The following is a 22933-nucleotide window of genomic DNA, read 5'->3' on the forward strand; positions in this document are numbered from 1 at the left end:
CACGGGTGCACCTGACGGGCGGCACCTGACGGGCGATCCGCTGCGGCCTGGTCGACGGGGGTCGGTGGTGCGTCGGGCGGCGGCCGGGTGTGGGCCGGAGGCGCCGGGGACGTACCGGGTCGGGGCGAAGCCGGTCAGCGACAACAGGCGCTGCAGATCAGCGCGTGGTCGATGTAGCGGCGGACGGTGAGCGCCGGCATGACGGGGCCGGGCACGGCGGTGATGCGTCGTCGGTCGACGGTCATCCCTGCTGCCCCCCTTGGTTCTGCTTCGCTCTGACGGCCCTCCCGACGGCATGGCCGGGACGGCTCTCGTCCACAGAGCCTTCCACGCCCGAGCCGGTCTAGGCAACCTTCCGGACACCGAGCGTCCGACATGTGGAACACCGAATGAGATGCCGGGTGCACGAAGCGCCCCTGACCAGCGGCGATCCCACGGCCCCTCAGACCTGTCCGACGGCCCGCCGACGGAGCGCGGCGGCGTGCTCGACCAGCGCCACCAGCAGCTCCTTCCCGTCCTCCCGCAGTCGCGCGTCGCACAGCAGCACCGGGATCCCCGGGTCGAGGTCCAGCGCGTCCCGGACCTCCTCCACGGCGAACCGCTCGGTGCCGTCGAAGCAGTTGACCGCGACCAGGAACGGGATGCCGCGCTGCTCGAAGAAGTCCACCGAGGGGAAGCAGTCGGCCAGTCGCCGGGTGTCGGCGAGCACCACGGCGCCGAGCGCGCCGCGCGCCAACTCGTCCCAGACGAACCAGAACCGGTCCTGCCCGGGCGTCCCGAACAGGTAGAGCGCGAGGCCGGGCCGCAGGTCGATCCGGCCGAAGTCCATCGCGACCGTGGTGGTGCGCTTGGCCTCCACGCCCGAGGTGTCGTCCACCGGCCGGCCCAGCTCGCTGAGCTCCTCCTCGGTGCGCAACGGCCGGATCTCGCTGACCGCGCCGACCAGGGTGGTCTTGCCCGCGCCGAACCCGCCCGCCACCAGGATCTTCACCGCGACGGCCGGACCACCGCGCCAGCGCGGGTCGTTGGCGCCGGGAAGGGTGTGGTCAGAGCGCACGGAGTCCATTGATCACGTCTCGCAGCAGGCGCTCGTCCGGCAGCTCGGCGAGCGGAACGGGTCGGGTGACGCTGATCAGGTCGGCGTCGTACAGGTCACCGAGCAGGACGCGCACGACGCTGACCGGCAGGTCGGTGTAGGAACCGAGTTCGGCGACGGACAGCGGCTCGTGGCGGCACCAGGCCAGCAGGGTCTGGTGCTCCGGGTCGAGGACCTGCGCGGGCACGGCCCCGGCGTCCGGCCCGGGGTCCTTGGCGGTGACCAGCGAGATCAGGTCGAACAGGCCCTCCTCGACCGGCCGGGTGCGGCCCCGGGTCATCGAGTAGAGCCGCACCACCGGGCCGGCCTCGTCGTCGAACCACCGGTCGTCGGCCGGGGTGCGCGCCCGGAACAGGTCCAGCTCGGGTCCGTCCGTGGCCTCCTGCCCCGGTACCTGCTCCGCGCCGTCGGTCCCGGCGGGGCCCGCCGACACCTGGGGGTCGTCGAGCGCCACCGGACCCTCCGGTGCCGCCGAGCCCTCCGGTGTCGCCGGGCCGCCCGGCCCGTCCGCCTTCGGATCCGCCATCGGACCGCTCAGCCCCTCGGCGCGGCGGCTTCGGTGCGCGGCTCGGCGGCCATGTGCTCGCCGACCCGCTTGACCAGCAGGGCCATCTCGTAGGCGATCTGGCCGATGTCCGCCTCGGCCTCGCTCAGCACCGCCAGGCAGCTGCCGTCGCCGGCGGCCGTGATGAACAGGAACGCCTCGTCCAGCTCCACCATGGTCTGCCGGACGCCACCGACCTTGAAGTGCCCGCCGGCGCCCTTGGCCAGGCTGTGGAACCCGGCCGCGACGGCGGCGAGGTGCTCGGCGTCCTCCCGGTCGAGGTCGCGCGAGGCACCGGTGGCCAGCCCGTCGCTGGAGAGGATCACCGCGTGCCGCAGGGCCGCGACGCGGCCCACCAGGTCGTCCAGGAGCCAGTTGAGGTCCCCGGACGGCTGCGTCGAAGTGGTCATGAATCAGTTCCTTCCGCTGGAGCGGGTGGTGCGGGCACTGCGGGCACTGCGGGTTCTACCGGTACTACGGGCCCTGCAGGTGGAGCGGGTACTGCGGATACTGCCGGTGCTACGGATGCTGAGGGTGTCACTTGAGGTACGGGCGAGGCGCCCGCAGGGTTCCGCCGTACCGACTGACCCGACGGGATCCGGCGGGCCAGCGACGCCCGACCGGCGTCCTCGGGGGCGGGCGCGGGCAGCGCCGCCGGGGCCGGGGCCGGGCTGATCGCGCGGCGGGACGGGTCCGGAGGCTGCCAGGCCGGTACGGTCGGGCGGTCCGCTGCGGCCGGGGTGTCGTGGGCGGTTCGGCCACGGGCGGCTCGGTCCTGAGGGCCACGGTCGCGGGCGGCGCGGTCCAGCGCGGCACGGTCCTGCGCGGCGCGGTCCAGCGCGGCACGGTCCTGCGCGGCACGGTCCTGCGCGGTACGGTCCGCCGGGCCGGTGGCCCCGCGTCCACGGGTGAAGCCGCGCTGGAACGAGGCGAAGGTGGCCCGGGCCTCCTCCGGCGAGCGCCCCCGGGCCTCCCGGGCCTCCCCGGCGTCGCGCGCCTCGGCGGCCTCCGCGACCGGCCCTCCGGCGCGGTCCCCGGACCCGGTCTCCCCGCGGAGCCGCTCCTTCGCCAGTTCCTTGAGCTGCGGCGCGAGGTTCGCCTGCCGCACCCGCCGGGGCAGGCCGCCCGGCGTCCGCGGCACCGCGTCCACCGGAACGGCGTCCAGGGCAGTAGCCTCCACCGGAACGGCGTCCACCGGCGGGGCATCCACCTGAACCGGAAGCCCCGCGGCCGCCTCCGCCTCCCACCGGTGCCGTCCCGTTCCCGGCGCGCCGCCCTCGGTGTCCGGCCCCGGCGCGGGCACCAGTACCGGCCCGCCCTTGGTCCGCGCCGCCCGGCGCGGCAGCCCGTTGGCCGTACGCCCCGCCTCGGGCACGGACGGTCGCGGCCCGCCGGTCACCCGGTGCCGCCCGCCCGTACCCGCCGCGGGCACCGCGCCGGAAGCCGTGCCCGAAGACGAGGCCGCAGTCGTTCCCGAAGCAGTGCCCGAAGACGAGGCCATAGACGAGGCCGAAGCAGTGCCCGTGGACGTCCTCGCGGACCCGCCCGCGCCGTCGCCCGAGGCCGGGTCCGGCACCGCGACCAGGTCGCGCCGCCCCGCCGGGCGCCCGCCCGTCCGTCCCGCCGGGCGGCGCGCACCCGCCCCGGCGGTGGGCGGCTCCGGCAGCCCGTCCGGCGCCTCCGCCAGCAACTCGCGCGGGATCAGCACCACGGCCGTCGTCCCGCCGTACGGGGAGGGCCGCAGGTGGACCCGGATGCCGTGCCGCCGGGCGAGCCGGCTGACCACGAACAGTCCCAGCCGGTCGGTGTCGGCGAGGTCGAACTCCTGCTCCACCGCGAGGCGTTCGTTGATCTCGGCGAGCAGCTGCTCGCTCAGTCCGAGCCCGCGGTCGTCGATCTCCAGCGCGAAGCCGTGCGCCACCACCTCGCCCTGGACGGTGACTTGGGTGTTCGGCGGGGAGAACACCGCTGCGTTCTCCACGAGTTCGGCGACCAGGTGGGTCACGTCGGCGACGGCGCTGCCGAGCAGGCCGGTGCCGGGGAAGGGCCGGACGATCACGCGGGCGTAGTCCTCGACCTCGCCGACCGCCGCACGGACCACGTCCACCATCCGGACCGGTTTGCGCCAGGCGCGTCCGGGCGAGCCCCCGGCCAGGATGATCAGGCCCTCGGCGTGGCGGCGCATGCGGGTGGTGAGGTGGTCGACCTTGAAGAGGTCCTCCAGCTCCGCCGGGTCCTCGGTGCGGCGCTCCATGGTGTCGAGCAGGGTGAGCTGGCGGTGCAGCAGCACCTGGCTGCGCCGGGCCAGGTTGACGAACACCGCCGCGACGCCGCGACGCAGTTCGGCCTGTTCGACGGCGGCCTCGACGGCGGCCCGCTGGACGGCGTTGATGGCCTGGCCGACCTGTCCGATCTCGGCCTGGCCGAAGTGCAGTTCGGGTGCCTCGACGGCCACGTCCACCGCTTCGCCGCGGCGCAGCCGCAGCATGACGGCGGGCAGCCGGGTGGTGGCGAGTTCGTTGGCGGCGTTGCGCAGGTTGATCAGCTCGCGGGCCAGGCCGCGGCCGATCCGCAACGAGATCACCACCGACAGGGTGACGGCGACCAGGCCGATGGCTCCGGCGATGCCGCCGCGCCACAGTGCCGCGATCGCGGCGGAGCGGCCGCGGTCGTCCAGCCCGGCGGCGATCCGGGAGTCGATGGCGGAGAGGTCGCCGAGCGAATGGTCGGCGGTCTCCCGCCAGTTGTCGACGTTGAGCGCCTGGACCACCCGCTCGGGGCCGCCGGCGCCGACGAAGTCCGCCTCGGCGCGGGCCAGCGCGCCCCAGGCCTCGCCGCCGCGCAGGGCGATGTAGTCGGCCTGGTCGGCGGGTTCGAGCTCGGCGATGTAGACGGTGAACAGCGCCTGCTGGTTGTGCAGGGCGTCCAGCGCGGCCTGGTACTGCTCGGAGGTGGGCTTGGTCCCGCCGGTGCGCAGGCCCTCCATCGCCGCGTCCTCCTGCGAGAGGTACTCGCGGGCGCGCACCAGCTCGATCAGGATGGTCCCCTGGCGCGGGAGTTGGCCGCTCTGCCGGGCGACGTAGGCGGACCGGAAGCCGAACACCGGTCGGACCAGGTCGCTGTACTGCCCGAGCGCGAACTCCCAGTTGAGCGCCAGACGGCCGACCTGGGCCCGGAGCGGGCCGAGCTGGTCGGCGGCGGCGATGATCTGCACCAGGCGGGCGCGCTGGGCGGCGGAGAGCCGGTCGCCGGCCGCGTCCTTCTTCTGCCGCAGCACCGCGAGGCTGCGGTCGGTGGCGGTGCTGGCGTGCTCGAAGGCGTCCCGGCCGACCGGCGAGTTCGGGTCGGCCAGGTGCTGTACCGCGGCGCGGCGCTCGTTCTGCAGGTCGCCCGCGTACTGGTCCACCGCCGTCCCGTAGTCCTTGTACGTACGGCTGATCGCCAGCTGGTTCCAGGCGTCCCCGGTGGCGGCGAGCGTCGCGTACACCCACAGGGCGATGAGCGCGACGATGGGCACCAGGAGCAGCGCGATGATCTTCGCGCGGATCGAGCTGCTGCGCAGACGCATGGAGTCCTCGGTCGGGAAGTGCCAGGCGCGGACGGGGAGCGGTTCGGAGGGATTCCGGGGTTCCCGGGGTTCTGGGGTTCCGGGGCGGGGTGCTGGGGACGACGGGTTCGGCGGGACTTGGGGAGGCCTGCGGAGGAAGCTGCGGAAGGCTCCCCGCCACAGGTCTGCGAGACTCTACTACGCCCTGACCACACGTTCGAGGGTCGAACCATTCCACTCCTCCACCTTGCCCCGGACACGTCAGAAGCCGATCGCCATCCCGCCCGTACCGCCGACGCACCGCCGACGCGGCACCGGCGCACCACGGGCGCGGCACCGCCACACCGTCGACCAGCAGCACGCAACGCCCCACGACCCCCTCCCCGCCTCCTCCGCACCTGCGGCACCGCCCCGACGGACCGGTGCCGATCTCGTCGCGTCACCGTCACAACCCTGGGCAGTGACAGGCCGATCCGATAGTTTCGCTCTGCCCGCACGCACGGGGGCCGCCACTTCGGCGCCCGCGCGCCGGGACCGGCAGACAGCGCCGCGAGTCGCGAACTGGGGAGGACCGTGCGCGAGTTCACCACCCCCGCCCCGGCCGGGCCCGAGGCCACCGGAGGACTCGCCGACTCCCTGTACGACACCGCCGAACGCACCCCCGACCTGGTCCAGCTGTCCCGGCGGACCGCCGACGGGCGCTGGCAGGACGTCACCGCGCGGGAGTTCCGGGACGAGGTGCTCGCGCTCGCCAAGGGCCTGCTGACCCACGGCGTGCGCTACGGCGACCGGGTCGCGCTGATGTCCCGCACCCGCTACGAATGGACGCTGTTCGACTACGCGCTCTGGTCGGTCGGCGCGATCACCGTCCCGGTCTACCCCACCGCCGCGCCCGAGCAGGTGCGCTGGATCCTCGCCGAGACCCAGGCGGTGGCCTGCCTGGTCGAGGACGAGGACGCCGCGATGACCGTCGGCGCGGTCTGCGACGCCCTGCCCGACCTGACCGGGATCTGGCAGCTGGACCGCGACTGCGTCGCCGCGATCACCGAGGACGGCCGGGACGTCCCCGACGCGCTGGTGCACCGCCAGCGGCTCGCCGTCGCGGCCGCCAACATCGCCGCCGTGGTCTACACCTCTGGCACCACCGGACGCCCCAAGGGCTGCCTGATCACCCACGCCAACCTGGCCGCCGAGGCCGACTCGCTGCTCGCGGGCTGGGGCGAGGTGCTCCGTGACACCGGCGGCGGCCAGCCCGCCACCCTGCTGTTCCTGCCGCTGGCGCACGTCTACGGACGGGCGGTGCAGATCGCGGCGATCCGCGGCGGCTTCCGGATCGGCCACATCCCCGAGGTCTCCACCGACGCGCTGCTGCCCGCCCTGGAGAGCTTCCGGCCGAGCTTCCTGCACGCCGTCCCGTACGTCTTCGAGAAGATCTTCCAGCGGGCCAGGCGCGCCGCCGAGGAGGCCGGGCGCGGCGAACTCTTCGAACAGGCCCGGCAGGTGGCCGTCGACTGGGCCACCGCCCGGGAGCAGAAGGCCTTGGGGCTCGGCCCCGGCCCGGGTGCGGCGCTACGGCTGCGCCACCTCGCCTACGAGCGGACCGTCTACCCCAAGCTGCGCGCCGTGCTCGGCGGCCGGGTGCGCACGGTGATGTGCGGGGGCTCCGCGCTGCGGCGGGAGCTGGGCCTGTTCTTCACCGGCGCCGGGCTCCAGCTGTACGAGGGCTACGGCCTCACCGAGACCACCGCCGCGATCACGGCCAACCCCGCCGGGCGGCAGAAACTCGGGACCGTCGGGCAGCCGGTGCCGGGCGCTTCGGTGGCGATCGCCGACGACGGCGAGGTCTGGGTGCGCGGCGGCTCGGTCTTCGGCGGTTACCTCAACCACCCGCGGTGCACGGCGGAATCACTGGTCGAGGGCTGGTTCGCGACGGGCGACCTCGGCCGGCTGGACGAGGACGGCTACCTCACCATCACCGGCCGCAAGAAGGACATGATCGTCACCAGCAGCGGCAAGAACCTCGCCCCGGCCGCACTGGAGGAACGGGTCGAGGCGCATCCGCTGGTCTCCCAGTGCCTGGTGGTGGGCGACGACCGACCGTACGTGGCGGCGCTGATCACGCTCGACCCGGCCGCGCTGGCGCACTGGCTGAAGACCCACGGGCGGGAGCAGCTGGACGCCTGGGCGGCGCTCTCGGACGAGCAGTTGCACGTCGAGATCCAGCGCGCGGTCGGGGCGGCGAACACGGCGGTGTCGCGGGCCGAATCGATCCGCGCGTTCCGGCTGCTGCCAAGGGAGTTCAGCCTGGAACAAGGACTGCTGACGCCCTCGCTCAAGCTGCGTCGGCAGGCGATCGCGGAGCGGTACGCGGCGGACATCGAGGAGTTGTATCGGTCCTGAATGGTCACTGAACGCGCTTGTCCGCGATGTGCTTTGAGGCTACGTCTTGTCCCGTTCGTGGCCTGATCGTTCGGTGTTCGGCTCACCTGCCGTTCCCTTGACGGGCCGATTGGTCCAGTCCATTGTTGCTCTTCGGTCCGCGTGCGGCGCACCGGCACCGCCCGTTCCCGCCCCTCCGGGAGCGCCCTGGTTCCACGATCCAGATCACCGTTCGCGCCCTCCCCACGGGCGTGCCCCCACCTGCTGGAGTCCTCACGTGTCGATGTCCATGTCCGCCCCTTCTCCGCTGATCTTGCTCGTTGACATGGCGTCCGCGACGTGGCTCTAATGGGGGCGTGCAGCGCGGCGTCGGCCACAGAGTAGTGGGCCGGCCGACAGCCGAGCCAGCACCTGACGCGTAAAGGGACGATGCGCGATGAGCACTTTCTCCGCTTCCCTGATCTGACGTAGGCGGCCACCGCGGTGTCCGCCCGTTGTCGCGCGCGCCCGCGTGTGGCCGTGAATCCCCCGAATTCTCAGGAGACTTCACCACACACGTATGTCCATGTCCTTCAATCTGAACGTCATCGAGGAGTTCCGCGCGAACGGCGGCCGGGTCGGCGGCCCGTTCGAGGGCGGCGACCTGCTGTTGCTGACCACCACCGGGGCGCGCTCCGGTCGACCGCACACCGTGCCGCTGGGGTGCGTCCGGTCCGAGGGGCTGCTCCTGGTCGTCGCCTCGGCGGCCGGGGCGCCGGAACACCCGCAGTGGTACCGCAACCTGCTGGCCCACCCGGTGGTTCGGGTCGAGCTCGGCACCGAGACCTTCGACGCGATCGCCGTGCCCGCCGAAGGCGCCCATCGGAAGCGGCTGTTCGACGCCGTCGTCCGCGCCGCGCCCGGGTACGGCGACTACCAGGCGCACACCTCACGGGAGTTGCCGGTGGTCGTGCTGGAACGGCCCGAGGCACCAGCGGGCCGGCCGCGCGAGGTGCGCAGCCTGGCCGACAAGCTGCTGGAGGCGCACACCTGGCTGCGGGCCCAGCTGCGCCACGTCCGGTCGGAGGCGCGGTCCCACGCCCCCGGCCGCCCGGCCGGGCTCGGACTGCAACTGCGCCAGCACTGCCTGGCGTTCTGCGATGGGTTGACGCACCATCACACCGGCGAGGACTCCGCGATCTTCCCGGCCCTCGCCCGTGACCACCCCGAGCTCGCCGGGGTGCTGGAGCGGCTCGGCGAGCAGCACCGGGCGATCGGGCGGATCAAGGAGGAGCTGGTGGCACTGCTGGCCGGGATCGAGATCGCCGAGCCGGAGCGGCTCCGGACGGAACTCGACCGGATGTCGGCCGAGTTGGAGGCGCATCTGGACCACGAGGAGGCGGAGCTGCTGCCGGCGCTCGCCGCGATCCCGTTCCCCCCGGTGCGGCCCACTCCGAACGGGCGCTGAGACGGCGCCGCCGCCGGCCCCTCCCAGCGCGGGAGGGGCCGGCGGCACCGGGGCGTCACGTCAGGAGTCCGACGTGACGGTGGAACCGGGGCTCAGGACTGGCTGAAGACCGGGAGGTAGCCGTTGGCCTGGCCGGCCGAGTTCGGGTGGTAGCTCTCGTCGAGCGGCAGGGTCGTGCTGTGCAGCCAGGTGTCGAGCCCGCCGCAGATCTCGTGCCCGGCGAAGATGTCGCGCACGTCAGCGAAGGTGAAACCGGCGTTGGCCACCTCCTTGGCGATGACGCCGTCCAGCGTGTCGGCGGCCTCGTTGATGGCGGCGCGCTTGGTGTCGCCGATGCCGAAGAGGCAGTAGCCGCCGATCTGGTACAGGTGCGGGTAGCCCATCACCACCACGTGGGCGTTCGGCGACTTGGCCTTGATCGCCGAGTACACCTGGTCCAGCTGACCCGGCAGGGTGTTGATCGCGTAGTTCTCGGCCGTGTTGACGGCGTTGAGGCAGTCGCTGTCGGAACCGAGCACGCAGGTCTGCATGGTGCTGGAGAACCCGGCGTCGTTGCCGCCGACGGTGAGGCTGACCAGGCTGGTGCCGGAGCTCAGCGCGGAGATCTGGCTGTTGAGGACGTCGCCTGTTCTGGCGCCCGAACAGGCGACGAAGGAGAAGGAGGACGGGGAGTTCGCGTTCGACCACAGGTAGGCGTAGGCGTTGGTGCTGCGCTTGCAGCTGCCGCTGTCGCTCAGGTAGTTGCCGGCGCCCACGCCGGCCGAGTAGGAGTCCCCGAGCGCCACGTAGTTGACGCCGGCCGCGCTGGCGGACGACGCCGTGAAGAGCGTCGTCATGGTGAGGACGGCCGCTATCGCGGCGACGGAGAGAGCACGAGCGGGGCGGAACATCGCACCTCCAGGTATGACGTGGGTCACAGAAAGGAATACCAAGCGGTAATCGAACGCGGAAGCGTTCACGCCAAGGACATTGACGGTCCGTCTGTCGGTGGAGAGGTGAACTGCGCCGGGAATGCCGCGAGTTCACGCCGGTCGGCGCGCGGGCGCACGTCGATCACGTCGATGCACGTCGATGCACGTCGACGGCGCCGTCAGCGCTGTCGGCACCGCCGGTGCGACCGAACGCGGGCGCGCGACGGCTGATGCGCACCAGGTCAGTGCACGGGCTGGTCACCGCACGGCTGGTCACCGCACGGCCGGTCACCGCACGGCCGGACGGCGCCGTCGCGCGAGCGACCGGGCAGGCGTCACGCCCGGGGCACTCAGGAGCGACTGAAGACCGGGAGGTAGCCGCTGGCCTGGCCGGCCGAGTTCGGGTGGTAGCTCTCGTCGATCGGCAGGGTGGTGCTGTGCAGCCAGGTGCTCAGCGAGCCGCAGATCTCGTGGTCGGCGAATATGCCGCGCACGTCACCGAAGGTGAGGCCCGCGTTGGCGACCCGCTTGGCGATCACACCGTCCAGCGTGTCGGCGGCGCCGTTGATGGCGGCGCGCTTGGTGTCGCCAATGCCGAAGAGGCAGTCACCGCCGACCTTGTAGAGGTGCGGGTAGCCCATCACCACGACATGGGCCTTCGGCGCCTTGGACTTGATCGCCGAGTACACCCGGTCCAGCCGGCCGGGCAGGGTGTTGACCGCGTAGCTCTTGGCCGTGTTGACGGCGTTGAGGCAGTCGCTGTCGGAGCCCAGCACGCAGGTCTTCATGGTGTCCGCGAAGCCCGCGTCGTTGCCGCCGACCGACAGGCTGACCAACGTGGTGGAACTGTTCAGCGCGGATATCTGGCTGTTGAGGACGTCCCCGGTTCTCGCGCCGGAACAGGCCACGAAGGCGAAGGAGGACGGCTTGTGCGCGTTCTTCCACAGATACGCGTAGGCGTTGGTGCTCCGCTTGCAGCTACCGCTGTCGCCCAGGTAGCCGCCGGCACCGACGCCGGCCGAGTAGGAGTCCCCGAGGGCGACGTAGTTGACGCCCGCCGCATTGGCGGCCGAAGCCGTGAAGAGCGTCGTCATGGTGAGACCGGCCGCCATCGCGGCGACGGACAGGGCACGAGCAGGGCGGAGCATTGCACCTCCTGGTATGACGCGGGTCACAGAAGGGATACCAGGCGGTAGCTGAACGCGGAAGCGCTCATGCCAAGGATATTGACGGTCAGTCTGATAGCTGAGAAGTGAACTTGCCCGGACGGAGCGTGAGTTCACGCAGGTGGGTACGGGTGTATGTCGACGCGTGTCGGTCATCGCGTGTAGACAAAAAACTTCCGAGAAGTCAGCTCGTGGTCAGCCGGTGGTCAGCGTGCGGCCGCCGGCGCGTCAGCTCGGCGGCGCGGGACAGTACCGGTACGGCGGAGCGACGCAGAACGGGCCGGAGCGACGTTCCGAGGGCGCGACTCAGCGCCCCGGGACGCGTCCACCGCCCGGGTACACAGGGCCGGGGAAGACCGTGCAGCCCTCGACCGGCAGCTCCTCGATCGTCTCGTTCGCGGCGGCGGGCACGCCGAGCCAGCGCACGGCGGTGGCGACCGCCGCCCGGGCCTGGCGCAGCCCGGGCGCACCCCAGCCCAGCAGTTCGACCGCGAGGCCAGGCGCGACCAGCAGCCGCCGGTAGTGCCGGCCCGAGGCCGGGTCGGCCGCGCTCGGTCCGACCGCCCGCAGCGCCGCCGCCATCCGGACCCGCGCGCACTCGTGCCCGCCGTTCGCCGAGCCGACCCGGTCGTAGAGGTAGCCGAGGTAGTACGGCCGGCCGATCACGGCCTGGGCCTCCTCCCCCGCCTCCCGGGCCAGGGCGGCCGCGGGATCCCCGCCGTCCTCGGGCTCCAGCGAGCCGCCGGGCAGCGAGCAGATGCCGTCCCTGGGGTTCACCAGGGTCAGAACCCGCCCGTCCGGGGCGAACAGCCAGCCCCAGGACTGCTTCACCGGCAACCCGTCCGGCACCTGCTCGCCCGGCCGCCAGGGCCAGCCCGCCGTGGGACGCCGGCGCACCTTCCCGAGCAGCTCGGCGATCTCCGCCGTGAACTCGATCCGGGCCATGCCGCGCGTCCCCCCTCTCGCTGTCGGGCTCGCCGGACCTGCGGAGCACGGTTCGGAGCGGAGCGGCCGGAGCGGCGGCGTGGGGTACCGCGCGCTCCTGCTGTTGATCTTCTCCGATCTTCCCCGAACAGGCGGTCGATGAACAGTCCCCAGCGCCGCATGGTGGACGCGGAGGCCGCGAACGCGCCGATCACCCCAGCGGCCCACCCCCGCCCCCGGCCTCCGGGAAGCCCGGCAGCGGGAACCCCGGCTGCGGGACCACGCCGGGCGGGAAGGGCAGCCCGCGCGCCGCGTCGTCGGCCAGCTCGTCGAACACCTCGTGGGCGGTCATCGGCCGCAGCCGCCCACCGGCCAGCGCCCAGCCCCGCACCCTCGGCCCGGGGCTCGCCCCACCCGGCGAGGACGTGGACGGATCGCCGTGCAACAGCAACGCCCCCTCACCGCCGGAGGCCACCCCGGCCGCGAGCGTGACGCAGAACGCCTCCGCGTCCCGCCCGGCGGGGTGCAGGCGCCCCGCCTCCAGGCAGACGTCCACCGCGGAGGTGAGCTCCTCGCCGTCCTCCGGGCCGTGGCAGCGCAGCGTCAGCAGGTGGCAGCCGTCCCCCGCTCCCTCGGCCAGCGCCAGGTAGACCGAGGTCACGTAACTCATCACCGCCGCCATCCGCCGCTGCCCCGCCGGGTCGTCGCCCACCGCGCCCAGCAGCGCCACGCAGGCTACGGACATCCGCACCCGCGCCCGGTGATCGTCCAGCAGCACCGGGAGGAGGTCCGCCAGCGGCTCGCCCGCGTAGACGAAGGGCTCCCCGGCCAGCTCCGGATCCCCCGCGTACGCGACCCGGGCGGCCGGTGCCCGGGGATCGAGCCCGAGCGCCGAGCAGTAGTCCTGGAAGTCACCGGCCTCCAGCACGCGCAGGTGCACCTCCAGCCCCTGCTCGTGCAGACCCGTCAGCTGCTCCTCCGCCCGCAGCAGGTACTCCTGGTGCCCGAGCGCTCCGAACAGCCCGTACTTCGCCAGCCCGGCGAAGTCCGCCGCTTCGACGGCCAGCGCCAGCGCCACCGGCTGCGGCGGCGCGCCCCGGGCCCGACCACCGCGCCGCCCACCCGCACCGGCTCCCCCGGACCCGACCGCCCCGACCGCCCCGGCAGCCCGCCCGCCGGGCGGCGGCGCTCCACCGGGCCCGCCGACCGGCAACCGGCCGCCCCCGGCCCCGGGCCCGCCGAACAGCAACGCCCGCGGCTCCCGAAGCGCCCTCCGCCCCCGGAACACCTGCGGCTCCCGCAGCGACCGAAGCCGCACCACCACGACGCCCCGCACCTCGTACACCGACTCCTGCACAGCCATGGGTTTCCTCCCGTTCACTCGACCTGCACCGACCCGCACCGGCTCACACCGACCTGCATCGGCCCGCAAAGACCGGCACAGACCAGCTAAGGCCGGCACAGACCAGCACGAACCAACACCGACCGCCCCGACATCCGGAGCCGTCGACGCCACGGAACATACACAGAGCCACTGACAATCCACCCCAAGTAATCGAACATCGGCGGCCGGATCCCCTTGGGGGTCCAAAATTGGCCCCCCTATCTGCCCCAGTCGCACCCGCCCCAACCGCCGGCGGAACACGATGCACCCCTTCCGACCCGACGGCCCGTCAGCAGATCCCGACCCGCCCCAGAACCCCCGTGACCCCTGAGCCCGGCGGGATTGTCAGTGTCGGGCGTTAGGGTCGGGGACCATGCGACTGCTGCATACCTCCGACTGGCATCTCGGGCGTTCGTTCCACCGGGAGAGCCTGCACGACGCCCAGCGCGCCTTCCTGGACCACCTGGTGGCGGTGGTCCGGTCCGAGGGCGTGGACGCCGTGCTGGTCGCCGGGGACGTGTACGACCGGGCGCTGCCGGGCCTGGACGCGGTCGCGCTCTTCGACGACGTGCTGCACCGGCTGGCCGACCTCGGCGTGCCGACGGTCTTCATCAGCGGCAACCACGACTCGGCCCGCCGCCTCGGGGTCGGCGCCGGCCTGATCGGCCGGGCCGGGATCCACCTGCGGACGGACCCGGGCGAGTGCGCCGAGCCCGTGCTGCTGGCGGACGAGCACGGCCCGGTGGCGGTGTACGGGTTGCCGTACCTGGAGCCGACGCTGGTGCGCGAGCGGTTCGGGCTGGCCAAGGGCGGGCACGCGGCGGTGCTCGGCGCGGCGATGGACCAGGTCCGGGCCGATCTGGCGACGCGCCCCGAGGGGACCAGGGCGGTGGTGCTGGCGCACGCCTTCGTCACCGGCGGCGCCCCGAGCGACAGCGAGCGGGACATCGCGGTCGGCGGGGTCGCCGCCGTGCCCGCCTCGGTGTTCGACGGGGTGCACTACGCGGCCCTGGGCCACCTGCACGGCTGCCAGACCCTCGCCCCGCACCTGCGCTACAGCGGCTCCCCGCTCGCCTACTCCTTCTCCGAGGTGCGCCAGCGCAAGACCATGTGGCTGGTCGACCTCGCGGCCGACGGCTCGGTGACGGCCGAGCGGGTCGACTGCCCGCAGCCGCGCCCGCTCGCCACCCTGCGCGACACGCTGGAGTCGCTGCTCACCAAGGAGGAGTACGCCGAGCACGAGCAGTCCTGGGTGCAGGCCACGCTCACCGACGCGGCCCGCCCGAGCGAGCCGATGGAGAAGCTGCGCCGTCGCTTCCCGCACACCCTCCAGCTGCTGTTCGACCCCGAGGACGGCGGGGCCGAGCCGTCCCGGTCGTACGCGGCCCGGGTCAGCGGCCGGGACGACCTGGAGATCGCCGAGGGCTTCCTCCGGCACGTCCGCCCCGGTGCCGGGCCGGAGCCGGACGAGCTCGACTGGCTGCGCGAGGGCTTCGAGCGCGTCCGCGAGGGCGCCGACCGGAAGGCGGACCTGCCCCGATGAGGCTGCACAAACTCACCGTCACCGCCTTCGGCCCGTTCGCGGGCAGCGAGACGGTGGACTTCGACGCGCTCGCCGCCGGCGGACTGTTCCTGCTGCGCGGCGCGACCGGCGCGGGCAAGAGCAGCGTGCTGGACGCGGTCTGCTTCGCCCTGTACGGCGAGACGCCCAACGCCCGCCGGGCCAACCGGCTGCGCAGCGACCACGCCGATCCCAAGCGGCTGACCCAGGTGGAGCTGGAGCTGACGTTGGGCGGGCGGCGGCTGCAGATCACCCGGCTGCCCGAGCAGCGCCGGCCGAAGAAGGTCGGCACCGGCACCACCGTCGAGCGCCCGCAGACCCTGCTGCGCGAGTGGGCCGCCGACGCGGGCGACGGCACGCCCGGCTGGCGGCCGGTCAGCAAGTCGCACCAGGAGGCCGGCGAGGAGATCCACCGGCTGATCGGCATGAGCCGGGAGCAGTTCTGCCAGGTGGTGCTGCTGCCCCAGGGCGACTTCGCCAAGTTCCTCAAGGGCGACTCGGAGGAGCGCGGCAAGCTGCTGCGCCGCCTCTTCGACACCGAGCGCTACGGACTGGTCGAGTCCTGGCTCGCCGAGCAGCGCCGTGCCCAGGAGAGCGCCGTCCAGGCCGGCCGGCGCCGGCTGCGCGACCTCGCCAGCAAGGCCGAGCAGGCGGCCGGGCCCGCCGCCGAGCCCGTCGGCGCGTGGGTGCCGGCCGAGGACGGTGACGCGGACCTGACGGCCGGAGTGCTCGGCTGGGCGGCGATCCTGCGCAGCGGCGCGGCCGAGCAGCTCGCCGTCGCCGAGACCGCGCTCGCGGGCGCCGAGGCGGCGCAGCGGGCGGCCCAGCACGAGCGCGAGGCCGCCGAGGAGCTGGCCGGTCGGCAGCGCCGGCACCGGGAGGCGCTGGCCGAGGCCGAGCGGCTGGCCGGGTTCGAGCCGGCCGCGGCGCGGGACCGCCAGCGGCTGGCGGCCGCCCAGGAGGCGGTCGGCGTGGAGTCCGCGCTGCGGCTGCGGGAGGGCGCGGCCGACGCGTTCGGGCGGGCCCGCGAGACGGAGCAGCGGCTCCGGGAGGCGCTCGCCCGGGCGGAGGGCGGCGGGCAGCTGCCCGCCGGGGCCGACGCCGCCGAGCTGGCCGAGGCCGAGCTGCGGCTGCGCGCCGAGGTGGTCCGGCTGGAGGCGGCCCGGGCGGAGGAGCGGCGCTGCACCGAACTCGCCCGCGAGCAGCACGCCTTGACGCAGGACCGGCGCGGCGCCGAGGAACTGGCCGAGGAGGCCGAGGACTGGCTGGCCGAATTCGACGGCGAGCTCGGCCGGTTGGAGGAACAGCAGGAGCGGGCCCAGGCGGCGAGCACCCGGGTCGAGCAACTGGACGGGCAGCGCATCGAGTTGACCGCTCGCCTGGCTGCGGCCCGGGAGCGGGACGGCCTGCTCGCCGAGATCGCGGCCGCCGAGCCGAAGGTCGCCGAGCTGCGCACGGCCGCGTTGGATGCCCGCGAGTTCAGCCTGGACCTGCGAGACCGCCGTCTCGCGGGCATGGCCGCCGAGCTGGCCGAGCAGCTGCGCTCCGGGGAGGCCTGCCGGGTCTGCGGCTCGCCCGAGCACCCGGCACCCGCCGAGGCCGCCGAGGGCGCCCGGGTGAGCGCCGAGGACGAGGAGCGGGCCGGCCGGGCCCAGGCCGCCGCCGAGCGGGTCTGGGGCGAGGCCGACCAGGCGCTGACCGCGCTGCGGGTGCGCGAGGCGACCGCCGCCGGAGCCGCCGGGCCGGAGAGTACGGAGGTGCTCGCGCGATCGCTCGCCGAGCTGGAGCGCGAGCACCGCACCGCGCGCCACGAGGCGGAGGCGCTCGGCCGGGTCGGGCAGGAGATCGCCCGGCTGTCGCAGGACCGCGCCCGCCGGCTGGACGAGCTGCACGAGGCCAAGGAGCGCGCCGCCGTGCTCACCGACCGGCTGGCGAAGCTGGACGACGAGCAGCGGGAGCTGACCGCCAGGGTCGCGGCCGCCCGGGGCGAGGCCGCCTCGGTGGCCGACCGGGCCGCGTCGCTGACCGGGCTCGCCGAGGCGGTCGCCGCGGCCGCCGCGGCCGCCCGGACGGCGTCGGAGGCGCGGGCCCGGCTGGACGGGGCCGAGGAGGAACTCGGCAAGGCCGCCGCCGCGGCGGGCTTCCCGGACGCCGGGGCGGCGCTCGCCGTGCTGCTGCCGCGCGCGGAGCGGGAACGGCTGGAGGCCCGGCTGGAGCGGCACCGCGCCGAGTCGGCCGCCGTCCGGCACGAGCTGGCGCTGCCCGAACTGGCCGAGGCGGCGTCCCGTCCGCCGGTCGACCTGCCCGCCGCCGCGGTCGCGCTCGACGCCGCCACCGACCGGCTCGGCCGGGCGCACGCGGCCCGGTCCGCAGCCCAGGAGCGCTGCGCGGCACTCGCCGCGATCGGGTGGCAGCTGGGCGACCTCGCCGCCGAGCTGGGCCCGGCGCTGGAGCGGTACGGGCGGATCAACCGGCTCGCCGCGCTGGCCGCCGGCACCTCCACCGAGAACCGGCTGCGGATGCGCCTGGAGTCGTACGTCCTGGCGGCCCGGCTGGAGCAGGTCGCGGCGGCGGCCAGCGACCGGCTGGTCCGGATGTCCGGCGGCCGCTACACCCTGGTGCACAGCGACGACCGGGGCACCGGCAACAAGCGCTCCGGCCTGGCCCTGCGGGTGGTCGACGCCTGGACGGGCACTGAGCGGGACACCGCGACCCTCTCCGGCGGCGAGAGCTTCTTCGCCTCGCTCTCCCTCGCCCTCGGCCTGGCCGACGTGGTCACCGACGAGGCGGGCGGGATGCCGTTGGACACCCTGTTCATCGACGAGGGCTTCGGCACCCTGGACGAGCAGTCCCTGGAAGAGGTGATGGACGTCCTCGACGGCCTGCGCGAGCGGGACCGCGCGGTCGGCATCGTCAGCCACGTCGCCGATCTGCGCAGCCGCATCCCCGCCCAGCTGCTGGTCCGCAAGGGCCGCCACGGCTCCACCCTCGCCCTGGCCGGACGGGAGGACGCGTAACGGCGGCCGCCGCCCAGACCGTTCAGACGGCTCAGCCCTCTCAGCCTTTCAGACGTCCCAGCCCTCTCAGCCCGAACAGGCGATCCGCTGGGCCTGCTGCCAGGCGCAGGTCGGGCACAGTGTGCTGCCCGGCTGATCGGCGGGCAGCACGGTCGGCTCGCCGCACAGCACGCAGTCGGCGCGCGGCCCGGTCGCCGCCGGGTCCTCGCGCAGCGCCGCCTCGGCCGAGCCGCCGGGCGCCGACTCGCAGACCGCAGCGTCCTCGCTCACAACGGCGTCGTTCGTCGCGGTATCGCTCATGCCGCCTTCCTACTCCCCGCCCCCGCCCCACCGCAAGGCACCCCCGCCCCGGCCGCTCGCGCCACGGCGCCGGCAAGCCGGCCCGTCGCCACCCGCGCCCCCGCCGGAGGCGCTCCCCCGCCTCCCGGCTACCGTGGCCGCCATGGATGGCGATCTTCCACAGCGGCTGCGAGCCGCCCGGGCCGCCGAGCCCACGTACCCGGAGGTCGGGGCCACCCGGCGCGGCCGGCTGCCGGACGGGTACGCGCACCTGCGGCGGCGGGTGCACCTCGGACGGGGGCCGGAGGTGCTGGAGCGGGCCGGGCGGTACGTGCTCGGGTGGGGCAGTCAGCTGGGTACCGGGTTCGCGGTGTACCCGGGCGGGCCCGCCCGGGAGGGGGCCACCGTGCTGCTGCGGCTGAGCCTGCCGGGCAGCCGGTGGCCGCGGCTGGTGATCCCCTGCCGGGTGGTGTGGACGGTGGCGGCGCCGGACCGGATCGGGTTCGCGTACGGGACGCTGCCCGGGCATCCGGAGTGCGGCGAGGAGTCGTTCCTGGTGTCGATGGACGCCGACGGCGAGGTGTGGTTCGAGGTCGCCGCGTTCTCCCGGCTGTCCGCCTGGTACGCCCGGCTGGGCCGGCCGGTCGCGCTGCTCTGCCAGCACCTGGCGATCGAGCGCTACCTCGCCGCCGTGGCCGGACACGTCGCCCACCCGACCCCGGGAAGCTAACCGAGGAAGGACAGCCGGACGGTGCGGCGCGGGTTGTCCCCGTTGGTGTCGATCAGCACCACCGACTGCCAGACGCCGAGCGCCAGTTGACCGCCGAGCACCGGCAGGGTGGCGTGCGGGGCGACCAGGCCGGGCACCACGTGGTCCCGGCCGTGGCCGGGGCTGCCGTGCCGGTGGCGCCAGCGGTCGTCGGCCGGGAGCAGCTCGCGCAGCGTGGCGAGGAAGTCGTCGTCGCTGCCCGAGCCGGTTTCCAGGACGGCGATCCCGGCGGTGGCGTGCGGGACGAAGACGTTGAGCAGTCCGTCCCGTCCGGCGGCCCGCTCGTTGAGGAACGCGGCGCAGCGGTCGGTGATGTCGAGCGCGACCTCGCGGTTGCCGGTGGTGATCTCCAGGGTGGTGCTCTGGAAGGAGCCGGTCGACCCGGCCGACGTGGAGTGGTTGTTGTCCGCCATGGCGCCATCCTGACCCAGGTCAGCGGGTTGCGCGCACTGCCTCGCCGACTGCCCGCGCCGGGGCGTCGGGCTCGCATAGGGTGGGAGGTTCGGACCGAAGTGATGGTCCGGCCTCCGGACACGCGGACGACCCGACGGACCGGATGGTCCGACGGGTCGAGCCGGGCCGGGTCGGCCGCGACCGGGGAAGGCCGCCAGGGCAGGCCCTAGCCGCGCCCGCCGAAGAGGCTCCGCCGCAGCCGACGCAGCGGCGCCAGCAGCGAGACGCGGGTGTGGCGACGGCGGGCCGCCGCCGGGGCGTCGGCGCCGCGCGGCGTCAACTCCCTTATCAGCCCGAGCGCCTCGGCGGTGTCCACCGCCGGGAGCGCGGGCGCGCCGAGCACGGCCAGGTGTCGGTCGATCCGGCGGCCGGTCGCGCCGACACCGCACTGGATCGCCGGCACACGGGGCCGAGTCCGCACTTGCATGTGTTCCATCAGTTTTCCCACCCCTACGAGGCGCCAGGGCCGTGAGGCGAAGACTATCCGTGAGGGACGGCCTTCGCGCAACCGTCCTTGGTGTTGTGCCACCGTACCGCGCGACGTCAACTGACGATTCACCAGGGGCCGCCCGGGCGGTCACGACTAGGCATCAATGATGGTGCACGACCAGCCGTCCGTCATCAGGGCCAGGAGGCACGGACCCGGCGCCCGTTCGCGCCGTGCGCGCCGGGCGCACGGGGCGTCCGGACGGTGTCGTCGCCGTGTCGATGAATGGCTCCCATATAGGGGACAACCACAAGGTCGACAAAACGATCATTGGCGGGGTGATCGACGGCGGAACCCGATTCATGAAGTGAACACATTCGAGGGATTGACTCGCGTCGATCCTCCAAGCAATATCTGATGCACGCGCCGGTGCCCGCACCGCACCCAGGCGCGCGTTCGAGTGATGAAATGACTCGATCGAACTCCGGCTCCTGCGGGCCACTGCCCGGCCACCTCGACGCTGCGGTGGCCAGGCCCGCACGGTGCCCGGACCGGCGGCCGGCCGTAGAGGGTCGGCCGGGCCGCCACCAGACTGCCGGTGCCGCCCCGCTCGGGGCCCGGCACCGGCGGTTCCGGGCCGATCGCGTCGCCCGTCCCCTCCCCCTCCCCCAGCGCCCCTCCCGCCCGTCGCCCGCAGGCGGACGTCCCCGCAGGTCGCGCCGTGTGGATCGGTAGACTCGGCCAGCGTGTCCCTCCTCCTCAGCATCGTGCTCCCGGTCCACGGCGTGGAGCGGTACCTGCCGCGCTGCCTCGACTCGATCCTCGGCGAGACCCCCGCCGCGGAGACCCGCTTCGAGGTGATCGCAGTCGACGACCTCTCCCCCGACGGCTCCGGCGCGATCCTGGACGCCTACGCCGCCCGCGACTCCCGGCTGCGCGTGACGCACCTCACCGAGAACCAGGGCCTCGGCGGCGCCCGGGCCGCCGCCCTGCCGCAGGTGCGCGGCGAGTACGTCTGGTTCGTGGACAGCGACGACTGGCTGCCCGAGCGGACGGTCGGCGTGATCCTGGACGAGCTGGCGCAGGAGCGCCGCCGCGAGGTGCCCGCCGACGTGCTGCTCACCGACTTCACCCACGTCTACCCGGACGGCGGGAGCGAGCCCAATCCCTGGCGGCACGTGCTGGTCGGCTCCCCGCTGGTCGAGGGCTGCACCCTGGCCGAGTACCCGGCGCTGTTCCAGACCGTGATGTCGGTGTGGAACAAGGTGTTCCGCCGCGCCTTCCTGGAGGGCCTCGAGGTCGCCTTCGGCCGCGGCTACTACGAGGACATCTCGGTCACCTACCCGGCGCTGCTGGCCGCCGAGCGGCTGCGCTACCTCGACCGCCCCTGCTACTTCTACCGGCGCGGCCGGGACGGCGCGATCACCGCCACGGCCTCCCCCAAGCACGCCGACGTGTTCGCCCAGTACGACGCCATCTTCGCCTTCATCGACCGCTGCGACCGCCCGGACGGCCCCGGACGGCCCGTCCCGGAGTCACTGCGCACCCTGGTCTTCGACCGGACCGTCCGCCAGGCGCTGAACGTCTACGACACCCCCGGACTGGTCCCCGTCTCCCGGCGCAAGGACTACTTCCACCGGGTCGCCCTGCACTTCGAGCGCCACCGCCCGGCGAACTACCGCTTCCCCGGCGGGGTGCGCGGCGTGCAGTACCGGCTGGCCGCCCGCGGCGCCCGGATAGCCTACGCCGAGCTGCGCCGCACCGGCCGGCTGCCGCGCGAACTCAAGCGCGGGGCACGGGCGGTGGCGCCCGCGGTGAAGAAGGGCGTGCGCAGCGGCGCCCGGTTCACCGCGTACAACGCCTTCCGCCGGCTCCCGCTGGACGAGCACCTGGCGGTCTACGCCGCGTACTGGCACCGGGGTTACGCGTGCAGTCCGGCGGCGATCTACGAGAAGGCGAAGGAACTCGCCCCGCAGATCCGGGGCGTGTGGGTGGTGGAGAACCGCCGGCAGGCCGACAGCATGCCGCCCGGCGTCCCGTACGTGATCGTCAACACACCCGCCTACCTCAAGGCGATGGCGACCGCGAAGTACTTCGTCAACAACGTCAACTTCCCCCGCACGATGGCGAAGCGCCAGGGCACGGTGCACGTCCAGACCCAGCACGGCACCCCGCTCAAGGCGATGGGCATGGACCTGCAGGGCCGCCCCGAGGCGGCCGAGGGGATGGACTTCGACCGCCTCCAGGAGGCCATCGACCGCTGGGACTTCCTGGTCTCCTCCAACCCGCACACCAGCGAGCACTTCGCCCGGGCCTTCCCCGGCCGGTACGAGATGCTGGACACCGGCTACCCGCGCAACGACCGGCTGGCCAACACCACCCCGGAGGAGGTCCGGGCGATGCGTGCCCGGTTCGGGCTGCGACCCGGCACCACGGCCGTGCTGTACGCGCCCACGCACCGCGGCGGCAAGGGCGGCTACGTGCCGCTGCTGGACGTGGCGGAGCTGGCCCGGCGGCTGGGACCGCGGTTCACGCTGCTGGTGCGCACCCACTACTTCCACACCGGCGGCCCGGGTGACCTGACGGCCGGTGAGGACGCGGCGGAGATCGTGGACGTGTCGGCGCACCCGGTGGTGGAGGACCTCTACCTGGCCGCGGACGCGCTGGTGACGGACTACTCGTCGATGATGTTCGACTACGCGGTGCTGGACCGGCCGATCGTCGTCTTCGCGCCGGACTGGGAGGAGTACCAGCGCGAACGCGGCGTGTACTTCGACCTGTTCGCGGAGCCGCCGGGCGCCGTCACGGTGGACGTGGCCGGGCTGGCTCGGGCGCTGCGCGCGGGCGATCCGGAGCCGGAGACGCGGGAGCGGTTCCGGGCGAAGTTCTGCGTCTGGGACGACGGCGGGGCGGCGGAACGGGTGGTGCGCCGGGTGTTCCCGGTGGGTCCGGCACGCTGACTGACGAGCAGGGTCCTGCAACGAGCGGGCCCTTGGGGCGGGGCCGGTACGGTGACCGGCCCCGTCCGC

At 74.0% G+C, this 22933-nt stretch carries 17 protein-coding genes; 6 read left to right on the top strand and 11 right to left on the bottom strand.

Features of this window, described 5'->3' with window-relative positions; all coding sequences use genetic code 11:
- Positions 1 to 442: 442 nt before the first annotated feature.
- Genes ACWCYO_RS02145 through ACWCYO_RS02160 form a run of 4 tightly spaced genes read right to left on the bottom strand, consistent with a single transcriptional unit; the run spans position 443 to position 5208 of the window.
- Entirely contained in the window at positions 443 to 1066 is a 624-nt protein-coding gene (locus ACWCYO_RS02145) for a GTP-binding protein (protein ID WP_270142211.1), read from the bottom strand.
- Positions 1047 to 1622 carry a DUF742 domain-containing protein gene (locus tag ACWCYO_RS02150; RefSeq protein WP_449783062.1) on the bottom strand — a complete coding sequence of 192 codons (576 nt, stop codon included), beginning with the start codon at positions 1620 to 1622 and terminating at the stop codon, positions 1047 to 1049. Before ACWCYO_RS02150 ends, ACWCYO_RS02145 begins: the two co-directional genes overlap by 20 nt.
- A gap of 8 nt (positions 1623 to 1630) precedes the next feature.
- Positions 1631 to 2050, bottom strand: coding sequence for a roadblock/LC7 domain-containing protein (locus ACWCYO_RS02155; protein WP_270142213.1), 420 nt, complete (start codon positions 2048 to 2050; stop codon positions 1631 to 1633).
- Entirely contained in the window at positions 2047 to 5208 is a 3162-nt protein-coding gene (locus ACWCYO_RS02160) for a nitrate- and nitrite sensing domain-containing protein (protein ID WP_449783063.1), read from the bottom strand. The genes ACWCYO_RS02155 and ACWCYO_RS02160 overlap by 4 nt, the downstream gene beginning before the upstream one ends.
- Before the next feature lie 552 nt (positions 5209 to 5760).
- On the opposite strand from ACWCYO_RS02160, the gene ACWCYO_RS02165 reads away from it, so the two are divergent.
- Together ACWCYO_RS02165 and ACWCYO_RS02170 are read left to right on the top strand one after the other, a co-directional pair.
- Positions 5761 to 7587 carry an AMP-dependent synthetase/ligase gene (locus ACWCYO_RS02165; RefSeq protein WP_449783064.1) on the top strand — a complete coding sequence of 609 codons (1827 nt, stop codon included), beginning with the start codon at positions 5761 to 5763 and terminating at the stop codon, positions 7585 to 7587.
- Positions 7588 to 8125: 538 nt separating this feature from the next.
- Positions 8126 to 9013: a nitroreductase/quinone reductase family protein gene (locus tag ACWCYO_RS02170; RefSeq protein WP_449783065.1), complete on the top strand. Its 888-nt coding sequence runs from the start codon at positions 8126 to 8128 to the stop codon at positions 9011 to 9013.
- Between the two features lie 92 nt (positions 9014 to 9105).
- Here the strand turns inward: ACWCYO_RS02170 and ACWCYO_RS02175 are convergent, their stop codons facing one another.
- From ACWCYO_RS02175 to ACWCYO_RS02190, 4 genes are all read right to left on the bottom strand, one after another.
- Positions 9106 to 9903 (bottom strand): SGNH/GDSL hydrolase family protein, encoded by a 798-nt coding sequence (locus tag ACWCYO_RS02175; RefSeq protein ID WP_449783066.1) that lies wholly within the window; start codon positions 9901 to 9903, stop codon positions 9106 to 9108.
- Between the two features lie 371 nt (positions 9904 to 10274).
- Complete coding sequence (locus ACWCYO_RS02180) at positions 10275 to 11072, bottom strand: SGNH/GDSL hydrolase family protein (protein WP_449783067.1); 798 nt, start codon at positions 11070 to 11072, stop codon at positions 10275 to 10277.
- 324 nt (positions 11073 to 11396) lie between these two features.
- Complete coding sequence (locus tag ACWCYO_RS02185; protein WP_449783068.1) at positions 11397 to 12035, bottom strand: hypothetical protein; 639 nt, start codon at positions 12033 to 12035, stop codon at positions 11397 to 11399.
- Between the two features lie 190 nt (positions 12036 to 12225).
- Positions 12226 to 13377: a hypothetical protein gene (locus tag ACWCYO_RS02190; RefSeq protein WP_449783069.1), complete on the bottom strand. Its 1152-nt coding sequence runs from the start codon at positions 13375 to 13377 to the stop codon at positions 12226 to 12228.
- Positions 13378 to 13771: 394 nt separating this feature from the next.
- Between ACWCYO_RS02190 and ACWCYO_RS02195 the strand changes: the two genes are divergently transcribed.
- Together ACWCYO_RS02195 and ACWCYO_RS02200 are read left to right on the top strand one after the other, a co-directional pair.
- On the top strand, positions 13772 to 14941 hold the full coding sequence (locus tag ACWCYO_RS02195; protein ID WP_270142228.1) for an exonuclease SbcCD subunit D: 1170 nt from the start codon (positions 13772 to 13774) through the stop codon (positions 14939 to 14941).
- Positions 14938 to 17976, top strand: a complete 3039-nt coding sequence (locus tag ACWCYO_RS02200) for an AAA family ATPase (RefSeq protein ID WP_449783070.1) — start codon at positions 14938 to 14940, stop codon at positions 17974 to 17976. The genes ACWCYO_RS02195 and ACWCYO_RS02200 overlap by 4 nt, the downstream gene beginning before the upstream one ends.
- Before the next feature lie 66 nt (positions 17977 to 18042).
- Here the strand turns inward: ACWCYO_RS02200 and ACWCYO_RS02205 are convergent, their stop codons facing one another.
- A complete protein-coding gene (locus ACWCYO_RS02205) occupies positions 18043 to 18276 on the bottom strand; it encodes a hypothetical protein (RefSeq protein WP_270142232.1) in 234 nt (77 codons plus the stop codon).
- 142 nt (positions 18277 to 18418) lie between these two features.
- On the opposite strand from ACWCYO_RS02205, the gene ACWCYO_RS02210 reads away from it, so the two are divergent.
- Positions 18419 to 18985 carry a DUF1990 family protein gene (locus ACWCYO_RS02210; protein WP_270142234.1) on the top strand — a complete coding sequence of 189 codons (567 nt, stop codon included), beginning with the start codon at positions 18419 to 18421 and terminating at the stop codon, positions 18983 to 18985.
- Here ACWCYO_RS02210 and ACWCYO_RS02215 read toward each other — a convergent pair.
- On the bottom strand, positions 18982 to 19437 hold the full coding sequence (locus ACWCYO_RS02215) for a YjbQ family protein (protein ID WP_270142236.1): 456 nt from the start codon (positions 19435 to 19437) through the stop codon (positions 18982 to 18984). The two genes, ACWCYO_RS02210 and ACWCYO_RS02215, sit on opposite strands and share 4 nt — an antisense overlap.
- Positions 19438 to 19643: 206 nt before the next feature.
- Positions 19644 to 19913: a hypothetical protein gene (locus ACWCYO_RS02220; protein ID WP_270142237.1), complete on the bottom strand. Its 270-nt coding sequence runs from the start codon at positions 19911 to 19913 to the stop codon at positions 19644 to 19646.
- A gap of 737 nt (positions 19914 to 20650) precedes the next feature.
- On the opposite strand from ACWCYO_RS02220, the gene ACWCYO_RS02225 reads away from it, so the two are divergent.
- Positions 20651 to 22864 carry a bifunctional glycosyltransferase/CDP-glycerol:glycerophosphate glycerophosphotransferase gene (locus tag ACWCYO_RS02225; protein ID WP_449783071.1) on the top strand — a complete coding sequence of 738 codons (2214 nt, stop codon included), beginning with the start codon at positions 20651 to 20653 and terminating at the stop codon, positions 22862 to 22864.
- Positions 22865 to 22933: the final 69 nt, after the last annotated feature.

It is taken from the genome of Kitasatospora sp. NPDC001683, from assembly GCF_053596495.1.

Bases quoted from the DNA above. Each gene is read 5' to 3' on its own strand.
- ACWCYO_RS02145 (WP_270142211.1), bottom strand. From the start codon at position 1,066: ATGGACTCCGTGCGCTCTGACCACACCCTTCCCGGCGCCAACGACCCG.
- ACWCYO_RS02150 (WP_449783062.1), bottom strand. From the start codon at position 1,622: ATGGCGGATCCGAAGGCGGACGGGCCGGGCGGCCCGGCGACACCGGAG.
- ACWCYO_RS02155 (WP_270142213.1), bottom strand. From the start codon at position 2,050: ATGACCACTTCGACGCAGCCGTCCGGGGACCTCAACTGGCTCCTGGAC.
- ACWCYO_RS02160 (WP_449783063.1), bottom strand. From the start codon at position 5,208: ATGCGTCTGCGCAGCAGCTCGATCCGCGCGAAGATCATCGCGCTGCTC.
- ACWCYO_RS02170 (WP_449783065.1), top strand. From the start codon at position 8,126: ATGTCCATGTCCTTCAATCTGAACGTCATCGAGGAGTTCCGCGCGAAC.
- ACWCYO_RS02175 (WP_449783066.1), bottom strand. From the start codon at position 9,903: ATGTTCCGCCCCGCTCGTGCTCTCTCCGTCGCCGCGATAGCGGCCGTC.
- ACWCYO_RS02180 (WP_449783067.1), bottom strand. From the start codon at position 11,072: ATGCTCCGCCCTGCTCGTGCCCTGTCCGTCGCCGCGATGGCGGCCGGT.
- ACWCYO_RS02185 (WP_449783068.1), bottom strand. From the start codon at position 12,035: ATGGCCCGGATCGAGTTCACGGCGGAGATCGCCGAGCTGCTCGGGAAG.
- ACWCYO_RS02190 (WP_449783069.1), bottom strand. From the start codon at position 13,377: ATGGCTGTGCAGGAGTCGGTGTACGAGGTGCGGGGCGTCGTGGTGGTG.
- ACWCYO_RS02195 (WP_270142228.1), top strand. From the start codon at position 13,772: ATGCGACTGCTGCATACCTCCGACTGGCATCTCGGGCGTTCGTTCCAC.
- ACWCYO_RS02200 (WP_449783070.1), top strand. From the start codon at position 14,938: ATGAGGCTGCACAAACTCACCGTCACCGCCTTCGGCCCGTTCGCGGGC.
- ACWCYO_RS02205 (WP_270142232.1), bottom strand. From the start codon at position 18,276: ATGAGCGATACCGCGACGAACGACGCCGTTGTGAGCGAGGACGCTGCG.
- ACWCYO_RS02210 (WP_270142234.1), top strand. From the start codon at position 18,419: ATGGATGGCGATCTTCCACAGCGGCTGCGAGCCGCCCGGGCCGCCGAG.
- ACWCYO_RS02215 (WP_270142236.1), bottom strand. From the start codon at position 19,437: ATGGCGGACAACAACCACTCCACGTCGGCCGGGTCGACCGGCTCCTTC.
- ACWCYO_RS02220 (WP_270142237.1), bottom strand. From the start codon at position 19,913: ATGGAACACATGCAAGTGCGGACTCGGCCCCGTGTGCCGGCGATCCAG.